At 34.6% G+C, this 14,767-nt stretch carries 13 protein-coding genes; 5 read left to right on the forward strand and 8 right to left on the reverse strand.

The genetic code is table 11. The annotated features are described in order from the left end of the window. Nucleotides 1-9: 9 nt before the first annotated feature. The gene (locus EKM60_RS07460) at nt 10-1,665 is read right to left on the reverse strand and encodes an Rqc2 family fibronectin-binding protein (protein ID WP_125714031.1); all 1,656 of its coding nucleotides are present in this window, start codon (nt 1,663-1,665) and stop codon (nt 10-12) included. Nucleotides 1,666-1,811: 146 nt separating this feature from the next. Here EKM60_RS07460 and EKM60_RS07465 point away from each other — a divergent pair, with 146 nt between their 5' ends. Both EKM60_RS07465 and EKM60_RS07470 read left to right on the forward strand, forming a co-directional pair. Then, a complete protein-coding gene (locus tag EKM60_RS07465; RefSeq protein WP_125714034.1) occupies nt 1,812-2,678 on the forward strand; it encodes a DegV family protein in 867 nt (288 codons plus the stop codon). Between the two features lie 115 nt (nt 2,679-2,793). Beyond that, a complete protein-coding gene (locus tag EKM60_RS07470; protein WP_125714035.1) occupies nt 2,794-4,017 on the forward strand; it encodes a CAP domain-containing protein in 1,224 nt (407 codons plus the stop codon). A 295-nt stretch (nt 4,018-4,312) separates the two neighbouring features. On the opposite strand, the gene EKM60_RS07475 is transcribed toward EKM60_RS07470, so the two are convergent. From EKM60_RS07475 to EKM60_RS07495, 5 genes are all read right to left on the reverse strand, one after another. Beyond that, complete coding sequence (locus EKM60_RS07475) at nt 4,313-4,870, reverse strand: MFS transporter (RefSeq protein ID WP_164508360.1); 558 nt, start codon at nt 4,868-4,870, stop codon at nt 4,313-4,315. Between the two features lie 89 nt (nt 4,871-4,959). Further along, the gene (gene xerS / locus EKM60_RS07480) at nt 4,960-6,024 is read right to left on the reverse strand and encodes a tyrosine recombinase XerS (RefSeq protein ID WP_125714040.1); all 1,065 of its coding nucleotides are present in this window, start codon (nt 6,022-6,024) and stop codon (nt 4,960-4,962) included. 1,272 nt (nt 6,025-7,296) lie between these two features. Further along, nucleotides 7,297-9,105, reverse strand: coding sequence for a DNA helicase RecQ (recQ, locus tag EKM60_RS07485; RefSeq protein WP_125714042.1), 1,809 nt, complete (start codon nt 9,103-9,105; stop codon nt 7,297-7,299). Between the two features lie 58 nt (nt 9,106-9,163). Beyond that, nucleotides 9,164-9,937, reverse strand: a complete 774-nt coding sequence (locus EKM60_RS07490; RefSeq protein ID WP_125714044.1) for an HAD family hydrolase — start codon at nt 9,935-9,937, stop codon at nt 9,164-9,166. After that, nucleotides 9,924-10,436 (reverse strand): methylated-DNA--[protein]-cysteine S-methyltransferase, encoded by a 513-nt coding sequence (locus tag EKM60_RS07495; RefSeq protein WP_125714046.1) that lies wholly within the window; start codon nt 10,434-10,436, stop codon nt 9,924-9,926. Before EKM60_RS07495 ends, EKM60_RS07490 begins: the two co-directional genes overlap by 14 nt. Before the next feature lie 77 nt (nt 10,437-10,513). On the opposite strand from EKM60_RS07495, the gene EKM60_RS07500 reads away from it, so the two are divergent. From EKM60_RS07500 to EKM60_RS07510, 3 genes are read left to right on the forward strand one after another with little or no spacing between them, the layout of a single operon-like run. Next, nucleotides 10,514-11,083, forward strand: coding sequence for a bifunctional transcriptional activator/DNA repair enzyme AdaA (locus tag EKM60_RS07500; RefSeq protein ID WP_125714048.1), 570 nt, complete (start codon nt 10,514-10,516; stop codon nt 11,081-11,083). Beyond that, complete coding sequence (locus EKM60_RS07505) at nt 11,076-11,918, forward strand: phage integrase N-terminal SAM-like domain-containing protein (protein ID WP_125714050.1); 843 nt, start codon at nt 11,076-11,078, stop codon at nt 11,916-11,918. Before EKM60_RS07500 ends, EKM60_RS07505 begins: the two co-directional genes overlap by 8 nt. Further along, entirely contained in the window at nt 11,919-12,482 is a 564-nt protein-coding gene (locus EKM60_RS07510; RefSeq protein ID WP_125714052.1) for an LOG family protein, read from the forward strand. Nucleotides 12,483-12,736: 254 nt separating this feature from the next. On the opposite strand, the gene rbsU is transcribed toward EKM60_RS07510, so the two are convergent. Both rbsU and EKM60_RS07520 read right to left on the reverse strand, forming a co-directional pair. Next, entirely contained in the window at nt 12,737-13,624 is an 888-nt protein-coding gene (gene rbsU / locus EKM60_RS07515; RefSeq protein ID WP_125714054.1) for a ribose/proton symporter RbsU, read from the reverse strand. A gap of 198 nt (nt 13,625-13,822) precedes the next feature. Beyond that, nucleotides 13,823-14,758, reverse strand: coding sequence for a manganese-dependent inorganic pyrophosphatase (locus tag EKM60_RS07520; RefSeq protein ID WP_125714056.1), 936 nt, complete (start codon nt 14,756-14,758; stop codon nt 13,823-13,825). Nucleotides 14,759-14,767 lie beyond the last annotated feature (9 nt).

Consider the following 14,767-nt stretch of genomic DNA (forward strand, 5'->3'; position numbering starts at 1 on the left):
AGGCTAATTTTAGCCTTCTTTTAATTTGCTCACTAATTTTCTGTCTGGATCAACTAAGATGGTTTTTTGGCCTTCAAAGATAACGAACCCAGGTTTTGCTCCATTAGGCTTTCTGATGTTTCTAACTTGTACATAGTCAACAGGGACCTTATTAGAATCACGAGCCTTTGAGTAGTAAGCTGCAATTTGAGCTGCTTCAACGATTGAACTCTCGTCGGGATCACTATCTTTTAAGATGACATGTGAACCAGGGATATCTTTGACGTGTAGCCAGTAGTGATTTTTTTGTGCCAGTTTCATCGTCAATTTATCATTTTCAATGTTATTCTTACCGACAACCATCTCAATACCGTTAGTAGTCATAAATTTCTCGCCAACAGTCTTTTTACGCTTCTTACGACCATTCTTAAGCTTCTTTTTAATATAGCCTGATTCGATCAATTCTTCGATAATGCCATCAACGTCCTCAATATCAACATATTCTAGGGATGCTAAAACCGATTCAAGATAATTGATTTCATTAGTAGTAATTTCTAACTGCTCTTTGATGTGTGGAATTGAATTTTGTAGTTTACGATATTTCTTATAATAACTTTGAGCGTTGTCAGAAGGAGAGTACTCAGGGTTCAACTTGATTTTAACTTCTTCATTATTATAGTAATTTGTCAAAGTGATTGACTTTGAGCCACGCTCGATCTTGGACATATACGTTGTTAAAAGTTCACCATATAAATTATATTCATCCATGATCTTAGTTTGATCAAGCTGCTTATTAAGTTTCTTAACTTTTGACTTATCCTTTTTAAGGATAATACTCAAACGGTGAGTGATACTCTTAGTTTGTTGCTCAATACGGTCAACACGTGCACGATCAAGATAATAATTATCCAGTAGATCACTTAAGCTTTCATATGAAACGGGATCTTTAGTCGTCTTGCTGAATAAAATAGGGAAGAATCCCAGTTTATTATTCTTGATTACGTGCGCTGCATTAGGGGCAGGGGAGTCGTAACTTTGGATGAATTTTTGTGCATTATCAATATCTGCGAATATTTCATCTGAAGTATCAAGACCGATACCTTCAAACTTTTGACGAATATCTCCAGCTGATTCAAGACCATTAAAATCATCTTGTGAAGCCGTAAAAGGATTTATTTTGTCTTGTTTTGGTGGTAATTTGTAATCATCGTTTGGCAATAATCCACGAAAACTATTATTTTCGGGTGAAACACGTTTGATCAAGTCGATGATTTTACCAGTTTCTTTATTTATTAAAAAGATATTGCTATGGCGGCTCATGATTTCAGTTATTAAGGTATATTCATGAATATCACCAAGTTCATTTTTAGCACTGAGCTCGATCATCACGATACGATCATTATTTAACTGATGAAATCCTTGAACAATAGCACTAGTGATATACTTTCTTAGTGACATTACAAATGTAGCCGGTTTGGCAGGATTTTCAAATGGTTGTTTCGTAATTTGAACACGAGCATAGCTAGGATGAGCTGACAGAAGCAATTGCTGATTCTTTCGATTGCTTCTAATTGTAAGAATCAACTCATTTGCAAACGGTTGTTGAATTTTTGCAATTCGACCGCCGGTTAAGTTTTGGTTTAATTCGTTTACCATCGAATGGGTAAACATTCCGTCAAATGACATATTTAAGGTAATCCTTTCTTATAAAAAATAATAAAAAAACAAATTTTGCTTTTTGCCGAGTGGTAAAAAAATAGCAAAAGTAATATGATATAATCTAATGGTCATACAATCATTATACGTAAGTAAAACAAGGAATTGATAATTTTATGAAAATAGCCATCGTTACAGATAGTACATCGTACTTACCGCAAGATATTGTCGATAAGTATCATATAACAGTAGTTCCGATCGAGGTAGTTTTCGATAGTCAGACATATCGTGAGGATATTGATATAACCACTTCAGAGTTCTATGAACTCTTGCAAAATTCAAAAGAGTTACCGTCTACAGCACAACCTTCAATTGGTGAAATGATGAATATTTACGATAAACTAGCCAAAGAAGGTTATGATACCGTAATTTCTATTCATTTAGCAAGCACCATTTCAGGCTTCATTAATAATTTAAAGAGTGCTGCATCTTCAATTAAGAACATTAAAGTAGTTCCCTATGACTCATGGATCACAGTTAGACTAATGGGATATATGGTTCAAGAAGCTGCTAAGATGGCTCAAGAAGACAAGTCAGTAGATGAAATCATTCAAAGACTGAATACTCTTAGAGATTCAATTGGAGAATCATTTGTAGTTAATGATCTTAAGAACCTAGTTAAGGGTGGTCGTCTATCAAATACATCCGCCGTAATCGGTACAATGTTAAACATAAAACCACTTTTGGAATTTGATGATGAAAGCCATAAAATTGTCGCATACGATAAAGTACGTTCAATTAAAAAGGCTAAACTAAAAGCTGAAGAAAAGCTAGAAAAAGCCATTGGAAACTCACAATATCTATTAAGATTGTTAGTAATTGATGCTGACGATAAAGAATCAGGAGATATTTGGGCCAAACACCTTAAAGAGCGTCATCCAGAATTAACACTGGACAGATCATATTTTGGCCCAGTTATTGGTGCACACTTAGGGAAAGACGCTTTAGCTATTGCTTGGATCAGAGATTTTGATAAATCATAAAGTAATTAATTTTAAAGCCCGATTAGGCTTTTTTATTTTGTCTATTTACATTAAAATGTAGTTTATAGATATTATTTATATATCGTTTATTTTCCTATCAGGAAAGGGGATTATTATGTTTTCAAAAACTAAAAAGATAGCTGTTTTATTAGCTTCAGGGGTGCTACTATCAACTTCGTTTAGCACAACTGCATTTGCTGATCCAACAACTGCTTCCGATACAACGGTTTCTACAGCAACAAACAATACAGATAATGGGAATGGTCAGGTTAATGCCAATACTAACTCTGATCAAACAACCACCAATAACGGATCTAGTGATTCAAATGCAAGTAAAAATCAATCTGCCGTTACTCAATCAACTTTTAATGATATCGACGTAAGTGCTGTTAAAGATGCAATGTTGACTGAGGTCAATCGCTTACGTTCTCAAAACGGATTAAGCCCCTTAACTTCTGTTGATGTATTGAATTCATATGCGCAAACCAGAACTGATAGTTTTATTAATAGTGGTGTTGATGATCACGCTGGCTGGGACTCAGCAAATATGTATCCTTATAACCAAAGCGCAGAGGAGAACATCGCTCAAACTCCTTTCTCAGTTTTAGGAACAACAGACCCAACAACAATTGCTCAAAAAATTACTAAAGAATTTTATGTTGAAAAATACGATCCAGAACCAAATTATGGTCACCGTAAGAATATGTTAAATCCATATGTTAACTATATCGGTATTGGTGTAACTGTAGCAAACGGTATGGTTTACTTCTCACAAGAAATTGGTAATGACCAAGCAGCAAATGACAAGTATGATTCTAATGACATGTACAACTATTATTTGACTAACAACAATGACTTTGCTAACGTTTCAACTTATGATTTAGCAGATGCTGAACGTCAAAGTCAAAACCAAGATTACGTTTCAAAAGATAATTATACTATTGTGGATTTACGTGGTGGTGTAACTACTAAAGGCAACTATACTAGTGTTTATGACAGAGATGGTAATAAATATGACAGTATAGCTTTACAACCACATACTGATTGGGCTTCTGATATAATCGCAATTATTAATAATAATATCTATTTCCACGTATCTACTAATGGTTTTGTTTTGGCAGATGATGTATTGCCATGGGCAACATTCCTGGCTGGTACAACAGTAACAACTAATACTAACGCTCAGATTTATGACGATTATGGTAACCCAACAGGGCAATATCTAGCAGCAGGTTCAGGTTGGCTAACAGATCGTAGATCAACTAACTTAACTACAGGAGCAAAGATGTATCGTGTTGGTACAAATGCTTGGTTAAGAGCAACAGACTTATCATATTAAACAGTTCTTTAAAGATATTTGCTTTTAGCAAGTATCTTTTTTATTGATTTAATAATATTTGTTTTACGAAAACTACAATTCAAAAAACAAAAACAACAATCAATAAACTAGCCATGCTAAATTTTGGTGAGTCAATAAATGAATGAGTACTTAAGCCTTTTAAGATATTATTTTATCCATAATAATATTATGTAAAACTAATAGTTTGTTCTCAGTATCTAATAAAGGGGGCAGACTATTTTTATAAAAAAACTGCTATTCATTATTAAAATGAAATAGCAGTATACAGAATAAACTAATTATTCGTCTGGGCGATTGGCCTTAACGCTAGAGCAAGTAAAAATCTAACTAGACCGATTACAATGATCCCAATGAAAAATGCACGGGCACCAATAAACGCTGAATGTGTGCTAAAAAATGACTGAACTGCCAACAGTAGTCCTGTGCCAATGGAGCCACCTACTTGCCGTAATGTGTTCAACATAGCACTCCCATGCTTAAGCAGCTTATCTGGTAGTACATTCAGTGCCTCAGTTGTTAGTGGCGTCATGACAAGAGAATTACCTATCATTTTGAATATTAGACATGTTGCCATCATAATCAGTGAGCTATGAACATTCAAAAATAGAAATGGTACCATCGAGACTGAAACTACCAAACTGCCAATTATTCCTAAGATTTTTCCACCAACATGATCGTAGAGGTGACCAGCAATCAATGAAGTTAAACCACTGGCAAGCGCTCCGGGTAATAAAACCAATGCAGATGTTAGAGCTGTATAATGCATTATTGACTGGATTAGTGTCGGGATAATTGCCTGGGGTCCAATTAGAGTTATAAACGAGAGCACCACTAAAATGAGTGAAGTGGCACCCCCGTACTGTGAGACAGGGGTGCCACTTATTTTAAGCCAAAATCAACAAAAATTCTTTACTCATTAAACTACATCTTATCCAATCCTTGACGCTGTTCTTCATCAATAATATGAGTGTACAAACCAGTAGCACTAGTAGAATTTTGACCAAGTTGAGTAGCTACTAATTGCTCATTCTTAGTAGCCAGATACAATTTGGATGCTAACGTATGACGCAATTTATGTGGTGTGACGCGAACCTTAAATACCGTAGAATACTTAGCAACCATTTTTTCTATCGAATTAGCTTGCATACGTGATGCTTTTCCCCGATAAGCACTTAGGAAAAGGGCACGATCATCGTTAGTAGCATGATACATTTCTTTACGACTGTTAATATAATTTTGAATGTATGGTAACGTCCATGGTGCAATTGGAACAGTATCGCGCTGGCCACCTTTACGAACAACTCCAATTGTTCCAGTCTTCAGATTAAGGTTACGAAGATCGGCATTCGCTGCTTCAGATACTCGAAGTCCACTACCCAATAATAATGCATTAATTGCTAGATCCCGTTTTTTGTCACGATAAAAGTAACGTTTCTGAACAGGAGAAAGACTAGATTCGTATTTGTTATCAATAAATTCAAGATAATCATGGTCAGTATTGCCTAACATTAATTTAGTTTTTAAATTGGCAGCTCTCGTTGCATAAGTCTCACTAGTTCTAACCAAGGAGATCTTATGCATAACATTTCGGTAAAAGTAGGCCTCACCGTTATCATCTTCAGTATCTTCAGTTAGATATTTAAATAATGACGAGAGGGCATTCAATGAGCGATTAATTGTTGGATGCGTCCGACTGCCTGATGCACCGGTCAATTTTGTTTGATTAAGTAGGGCAGACTTGTACAATTCAACAGTTTCCTTTTTTAATTTTGCTAATACTTGAATATCAATGTCAGCAGGTCGAGCTACTGACACGATGTTTTCACTGATCAACCAATTAAAGAACCGTCTAAATTCCGTAAGATATTGATATAATGTAGCTGGTGACAGGGGAATGGTTGATTTTGCTTGATAGTATTCTTTAACGTACCAAGGTGAACTGGAAAGTTCTTCTTTGATTAATTTTAGGTAATGTTGTTTTTCCATAGAAGTATTCTCCAAACGTATGTTCTTATAATGTTTATGATACTGGTGAACGTAAAAATAAGCAAGTCCCCTAGCTATTTTTAGCTCACTACTCTCTTTAAAATATTTGTTTTAATGAAAGTACATAATAAAGAGGAACACTAGACACCCAAGAGATCATAAAATATATAAATAGTATAGCTATTGAGAAATCAATCATATCAAGGCTTTTAAGTAATTATATAGAATATCTTGATGGTTACTCATAATTACTAAAAATGTCCAATTAAAAAGTTATAAATGGTGCTATAACAGCGTTTATGAAGACTTAAAATACAATTTTACATACATATTTTTTTTTCATCAAATTAAAGTAATGATAATCAACCAGCCAGTTTATTTAAGGTTTTTAGTATCTGATAAGGCTTAACAATTTTTGATTCAGCTTTACAATGCTAACTTTCTAAGCAGTAATTATGCTTTATGATTGAGATGAGTTCTGAGACGCCAGACTTATTTTAAATCCTATGTAGTGTACACAGTTTTGTCCGTTCAGACCAGCACAACAACGAAAGACTTTATCGTTAGCAAATAGTAATATCATACGTTAATTCTAAGCACAAGTTCATATCTTAGTTGAAGTCGTCATCGTTAAAACGTCTTAGAATTGTCCTAAAAGGATACCTAAATGTTGAATTTATAAGGTCGAGCTTTGATAGATTTAAATAGTTACAAGATAATTATATTATCGTCCTAAGAACTTTATTTAATCGATTTGCTGACGATCAATCGACTAAATAAAGATAGTAATTTGATTGCCGTAATTATTAGCTTTAGCAGTTTAATAAAGAAAGTTTATAAAATGTCTGAACAAAGAACCAACAGGGTACGAACGATTTCAATACAAACTTCTAAATTATTGTTTAAGGTTACATAATATGTATTATAAGAAGTAATGATTTTCCGTTAAGTTTAAATAGATATCTCACTATTATCATAAATTTGCCGATCTTTAAGATTTTCTTGTCTTATTATATTTCTTAAATCTTCAGTCAGTAATTTCATTTCATATTTAAATTGTAATTTGCTTGCGTGGAAATCTTACTGATTCTATACGTGCTTGAGACGAGCTCTGAGACGTCAAGTTTACCTAAAGTCTATGTGTAAGTAGTTTATTTTGGAGTAGTTTTTTTGTTTTTGGTTTTTTAGAAACGTTTTCGTAAAACATTTATCTTAATTATGCCTTCTAATCATATAATCCAAATAACAAAATAAAAAATCCCAACTATTATGTTAGGATTTCGATACTTCTGCTTCATTTTTTTGATAGTTATTAATAACTTCCATAAATCTAGTTCCATAACGTTCAAGTTTAGCATTACCAACACCGTTAACTTGTAGAAATTCTGAATCGTTACTTGGTAAACGTTGCGACATATCCTTTAACGACTTATCTGAAAAGATAACAAATGGTGGTAAATCCTGTGCATGAGCGATTTGCAAACGTAGTTTACGAAGTTGTTCGAATAATCTCTCATCAAAACTACCATCAGAAACAATCGATTCGCTGCTCTCAGGCATGATGACATTCTTTCTACCAACTACCATATGACCCTTAAGCGCTGAAGCACCACTCTCAGTGAGCTTTAAAACAGGATAAGTACCATTAGTCATCTGCAAAAATCCATTTGCTACTAAAAAGTCGATAAATTCACTAATAGATTTTAAGGTCCAATCCTTTAATAATCCAAAGGTCGGTAATTGACCAAATTTCCGCCAGTCGTTAGCAACATCGTCTTTGCCAGCTAAAACACGGGAAATGACTTTCTTACCGTAATTCTGCTTCATTCTGACAATACAACTAAGAATTTTCTGTGCATCTTTGGTCACATCGGTGATCTCACGATTATCTAGACAATTTGAACAATGACCGCAAACTTGAGTGGTTTTTTCTCCAAAATAGTTCAAAATAAACTGCATTAGACATTTTTCAGTTTTTGCATACTGATTCATTTTTCTTAATTTGACATTTAGACTTTGTTTATAGGCATCATCAGCCTCTGACTGTTCAATAAAGAACATGTGCAACCGCAGATCAGCTGGGGTATACAACAATACTGCTTCAGCGGGAAGACCGTCACGACCTGCTCTACCAACTTCTTGATAATAGTTTTCAATTGTTCCAGGAATAGTAAAATGTAGCACATATCTTACGTTAGTTTTGTTGATTCCCATACCAAAAGCATTAGTAGCAATAATCACATCTACCTTATCAAATAGGAAAGCTTCTTGTTGATCATGACGCTCTTCGTCACTTAAACCAGCGTGATACTTCCCCACATTGACACCTCTATCTTTTAAATAGTCGTAGAGTTTATCAACGTCTTTTCGACGGCCAGCATAAATAATTCCTGATTCATTGGCATGTGATTTAACATAATTTAATACATAAGAAAATTTATCTACGCCACGTTCAACTTTAAGTGCTAAATTAGTTCTAGCAAAACCAGTTTTAATGACATTATCGTCACTGACATTCAAAATGGACATCAAGTCTTCTTGAACTTGATCAGTAGCAGTAGCTGTCAAAGCTAACCAAGCAGGATTACTTGGTAATTCATTCAAAGGTTTAATGATATTCAAATAACTAGGACGAAAATCATGTCCCCAAGATGACAAAACATGAGCTTCATCGATTGCTACCAAATCTATTGGTAATTGTGTCAGCCAGCTATAAAAATCAGGATTCTCTATTTTTTCTGGTGCAGCATACAACAACTTAACTGCTCCAGATTCAATGTAACGCATTCTTTCCTCTAAGTCGTGATATTCCAAAGTACTATTAATAAACGTTGCTGGAATATTCAACTCATTTAAGCTATCCACTTGATCCTTCATTAGTGAGATCAATGGAGATATGACCAATGTTAGACCTGAAAACATTATTGCCGGGATCTGGTAACAAATTGATTTACCACCACCGGTTGGCATAATGCCTAATGATCTTTTACCTGCTAATACTCGATCAATTATTTCTCTTTGGCCATTGCGAAAATCATCATAACCAAAGGTTGATTTTAGTATGGACTGTGGATCGTTCAACTTAAAAACTCCCTATTTTTTAGACTACAATTACTAGAATATCACTAATACTCTCACTCTAAAACAATTTCAGGGCAATACAAGCATTCCAAATTCCATCATCAGTCACATCGGTCGTGACATAATCAGCTAGTTCCTTAATTTTAGGTATTCCATTACCCATAGCTATCGTGTACCCTGCCTTTTCAAACATTTCTATATCATTCTCTTCATCCCCAAAGGCAAGCGTCTCTCCCGCTCTTATCTTCATGGCCGAAAGGATTCTATCTATCCCCACTGCTTTATTTGAATTCTCCATAGTAACATCAAAAACACCCGGGGCAACCTTAACAGCTTGAATACCGTCTATTGGCACGTCAAAAGAATCTTTACTACGAACTATCATTTGTATAACTTCATCTGGAATCTTGCCATCAGGTATTTTATCCAGATCCATCGCACCATCGTCTAGAAATTGAGAACTTTGATTAATGTACAAATGATCAATCGTCTCAAAACAATAGTCTATATGTTTACTTTCAAAATATTTAACAATTTCTTGTAGGTGATCTTTTGAAAAAACATCATGGGCAATTTTTTGGTTCTTATATACCACGTAACGTCCATTATTGGCGATGAAGCTACCGATATTCAAACTCTGTAATAGTTCTCTTATCATACCGTGATTTCTGCCTGTCGCTATTATTGGTTCGACACCTGTCTCTTTTAACTTTTTTATAGCTAGTCTAGTCGATTCTGGTACTCTCTCAACCATACTTGATTTAACTTTAGGATCATTATGTGCTGCCAGTGTCCCATCTATATCAAAAAAAGCTAATTTATACTGTGACATGTTCACTGACCTCTTTTTCTAAATTCAACAACTCTTGTTTCATGGCTAACCCACCACGGTATCCACCTAATGTCCCATTCTTAGCTAAAACTCGGTGACATGGAACAATGATCGATACAGGATTTCTTCCAATAGCAGTTCCCACTGCCCTAACGGCTTTAGGACGATTGATTTTATTAGCAATTTCAGAATAGCTGCTTAGCCGTCCGTAAGGTATTTCCCGCAATTGATCCCAGACTTGCTTTTGAAATTCTGTTCCACTTACATCTAACTGCATATCAAAGGTAGTCCTTATTCCTTCAAGATATTCTCTTAGTTCTTTTATATATTGTTTATTAAGTTCATCATTATAGCCTAGCTTGTCATGCTTAAAAAAGCTATTCAGTTCATTCATGTTACCATTTTGGCATCCTACAAAGGCCAAGCCCAAATTTGTGGATGCTATTAAATAATCTCTATTATTTATTTTTGTTTTAGAATAGAAGATTTCTTTTGCCATCTTATACACCTACTTTGTAATGGCTATATTATATGCTATAATTCACTTAAAAATCTTGCTTTTTAATTGAGGGTTTTATGAAAAAACATCTATTAACTGATCAAAGATGGACTGCAATCATAAATAATAATAGTCAATTAGATGGAAAATTTTATTATGGTGTATCTACCACAAAAATATTTTGCAAGCCGTCTTGTAATTCAAAAAATCCCAATAGGGAAAATGTCGTTATTTTTAAAACTATTCAAGAAGCACAATCGATGGGATTTAGACCATGCAAAAGATGCCATCCTACTGGAATTAGGTTATCCAATGAGGAATGGGTCACACAGGTAAGACTGTATCTTGAGCATAATTTTAAGAAAAAACTAACTCTCAATACAATTGCTGAAGATTGTCATGGTAGTCCCTATTACTTGCAAAGAACATTCAAAAATATCATTCACCAGACTCCTCTATCCTATTTAAGTGATCTCAGATTAAATTACGCTAAAAACTTACTACGAGAAACTGAACTACCAATTAATAAAATATCAATCGACAGTGGCTTTTCTAGTGACACATATTTCATGACCTTTTTTAAGAAACAGGTTGGGATCACTCCGAGTGAATTCCGCCAAAGTTTGAAAGGAGACATTTATGGTTAAAATACCTTTTAAGGCTGGTTTTGACGCCTATTTAAAAACGAGACACATATCTAAACGTGCTAATATCGAATATAACAATTCATTGAACGATTTCTTTGCCTTTGTGATCGAACATAATTCAGAATATAAAATATCTGAAGATATTAAAGATGTTCACGAGTTAGACGTCCGTGAATTCAAGAATTTTATGCTGACTAATCTGGAATTAAGCCCCAGCACGATCAATAAAGTCATCAGCAATCTAAATGTTTACTTCAAATATATTTTTGGCATCAAAAAGTCAATCGAGATCCCGACTCTATACGTCAATAGTGTTACCGTACCTAAGCAGTCTGACTTCCCTACGGAAATATTCTTAGAACTGCCTAAATATCTTAATAAAGAAATCAGCGTCTATACACGCTTACTTATTCTTGTCATATCTAAAGGTTTCACTTACAAGGAAGCTTTGGCACCAGACTTTTATAAGGAATTCAACCAGCTGGATTTTGCACAGTTTGAAAAGAAGTTTCTAAATATATACCAAGCATTTATTGATCCATACAAAACATACTGGCAAAATGACAATTTGTTTTTGAGTCGAAATAAAGCTGCTAACTCACCGTTGTTATCTGTACCTGCCTTACACAGAGATTTGAAAACTGATAGTGAGGAATTAAGCCTTGATTTGGCACCAAAGAAACTTTATACGACGTTTATCTTGATTGCCTTAAGTACCAAGCATATCTCAGAAGACCAACAACGTGCACTGGATGCATTGGATACAGCATCAATTTTGTATTACCGTCGTTTAAAACGCGAAACTAACTTTCCTTTACATAAGGAGCAAGATTAAATGAAAAATATTGCCGTATACTGCGGTGCCGCATCTGGTAACAAAGATATTTTCAAGCAGAGTGCTATTGATTTGGGTCACTGGATAGTGAAAAATGACTACGGATTAACCTACGGAGGCGGCCATTTTGGCTTAATGGGCGTAATTGCTGATACTGTCTTAAAAGATAATGGTTATGTTCACGGCATCATCACTGAAACTTTAAACAGCCGAAACTTAACACATGAGAAACTGTCTAAGTTAGATATCGTTGATGGAATGGATACTAGAAAGAAACTCATGTTGAAAGATTCTATTGCCAGTATCGCTTTACCTGGTGGACCTGGAACTTTAGAGGAAATATCTGAAGCTTATTCTTGGTCTAGAATTGGTGATAACAATAATCCTTGCATCTTCTACAACGTCGATCACTATTATGATGCTCTGAAAAAGTTTTTCGATACAATGACAGAGAATGGATTTTTAGATGTATACGCTCGGAAGGCTTTACTATTTTCAAACTCATTAGACGAAATAGATAGTTTTATATCAAGCTATCAAGCACCACCAATTAGACATTTTTAAATTGTTTAAACATATTATTTTACATCTGAGGGTAATGGTACTATATTAACAGTGTCAGATAGAGATAAACGAATCTCTTATCTGACTGAATACTCCTTAAATATATATATCATTTAATTTCCCCCCTCGATTGTTAAATGATAAATCCCTCCCAATTTTAAGATTAATTTGTATAAATTTGAAATATCAATAAATTCCATCAATTCCCTGATAAATAAAAAACCACACCAGAATTTTTTCTGATGTGGCTTTTTTTATTTAATAAAGGCTGTAATAATTCCGGCTACGACCACCAAGGCTAACCCTGATAGAACTGCAACCATTTCTTTCCTCGTTTTCTTTTCATGTAATACGAAAATACCGCCCAAAGTGGCAATGATAACGCTCATTTGAGAAAGGGTAAATCCTGTAGCTAGTCCGTTAACATCAGGACGAGCTGAAATTAAATATGTTAAAGCAGCTAGAGCAAAGAAGAAACCACTAATAATATTAGTATATGAACTCTTTGTGGTAAATGGTTTGGAATCTCGATTGCTCTTTGTAGCTAAGGCAAAGATAGTAGCAACGACTGCCATACCTAATGCCTGTGGTAGAAATGCTTGGAATCCGTCAACATCAATTGCTTGTGGGAAAGCTGAATATCCTAGATATCCTGCTTCAGCAAGCAAGACTAGCAATAGACCTTTAACGGCACTAGATCCATTCTCTTTAGTTTTATTCTCACCATAAGTTGTTAGATACACACCTACAATAATCAATAAAATTGAAAGAAAACCGATTATTTTAGCACTAGGCCTTGACCACTCACCCAAGACTAAAACACCCCAAAGTGATGCACCGATCAACTGAAATCCAGTTGAGATAGGCATTGTTCTTGAAACCCCCATCTCGGTGAAGGCGTAAAAGACTAAAATCTGTCCAAGTGACCAACAGGCTCCAGAGATAAAGGTAAATATAAACTCTTTACCCCCAATTAGAGGAGTTTGCTTAAAGACGGCTACAACAATGGCCATTATTAATGTTCCATATGTTGCTCCAAGAATTTGATTAATCGGCTTACCACCAAATTTACCGGTCAGGACTGGAAATAAACCCCAACCGATCATTGGTACGAGACCAATTAATATATTTAATGCATTCATTTAAAAACTCCCTTTTTCTTAAATAAAAACGCCAATAGAAAAACTGCTAGATTTCGAAAAAATCCAGCAGTTTTTGACGATAATTGTATTATACATACCCGAGATAACGTTTTCAAGAAAATAATCTCTAAATTCACAAATATTTTTAGTGATTTTTTGTATATTTATTTTTCATAAAATAATTTGTAAAAGTCGGTTTTAGAAGTTTTCATTCAATGGAGGAACAACTTGCTTCTTACGTGATACAACGCCAGGTAATGAAGCTTTGTTATCTTCAACTTTTGTATCAAGTGATTTTTCGAAAACTGAGACAGCGTTTTCATTACCTAATACCAAGCCAGTTGTGTCACTTGTAAGAATGTTTGTGATTAATAGAATGAAAAGATCATAGCCTTCTTTTTCATTCTCGGCTTTGATATCAGCAGTAAATTCTGCTTCACGTTTCAATGTATCAGCGATATCAACAGTATTTACTTGAGCAATACGTACACTCTTACCATTCATATCAAAACTCTTAGCATCCATATCAATTAGTTCTTTTGTTGACTTACTGTCAAGGTTTGTACCAGCTTTCAACATATCAAGACCATATGATTCATAGTCGATACCTGCTGTTTCAGATAAGCTCTTCAAAGCAGCCTTATCTTCATCAGTTGTTGTAGGTGATTTTAATAGTAGTGTATCTGAAATGATAGCTGAAGCCATCAAGCCAGCTAAGTTAGCAGGAACTTCAACATCTTCTTCGGCATACATTTCCCAAAGAATAGTACTTGTACATCCAACTGGTTGTGCACGATAAAATAGAGGATTTGCTGTATCAAAGTTTGCAATTCTGTGGTGATCAACAACGTGAGTAACTGTTAGGTCTTCAATATCATCTAAGCTTTGTTGTCTTTCATTGTGGTCAACAAGCATAACTGATTTAACTTCACCATTAGCAGCTGAAATAACACGAGGGTATTTAGCATCAAACTTGTCAAAAACATATTTTGTTTCTTCATTAGGTTCACCCAAGGCAACAGCTTCAGTATTGAAACCTAATTGATTTTGTAAGTATGAGTATGAAATTGCTGCTACAACAGCATCTGTATCAGGATTTTTGTGTCCAAAAACTAATTCTTTTTCTTTAGTCATTTAAAATTT

The sequence above is a fragment of the Companilactobacillus kedongensis genome, assembly GCF_003946625.1.
In the GTDB taxonomy this organism is placed as follows: Bacteria; Bacillota; Bacilli; order Lactobacillales; family Lactobacillaceae; genus Companilactobacillus; species Companilactobacillus kedongensis.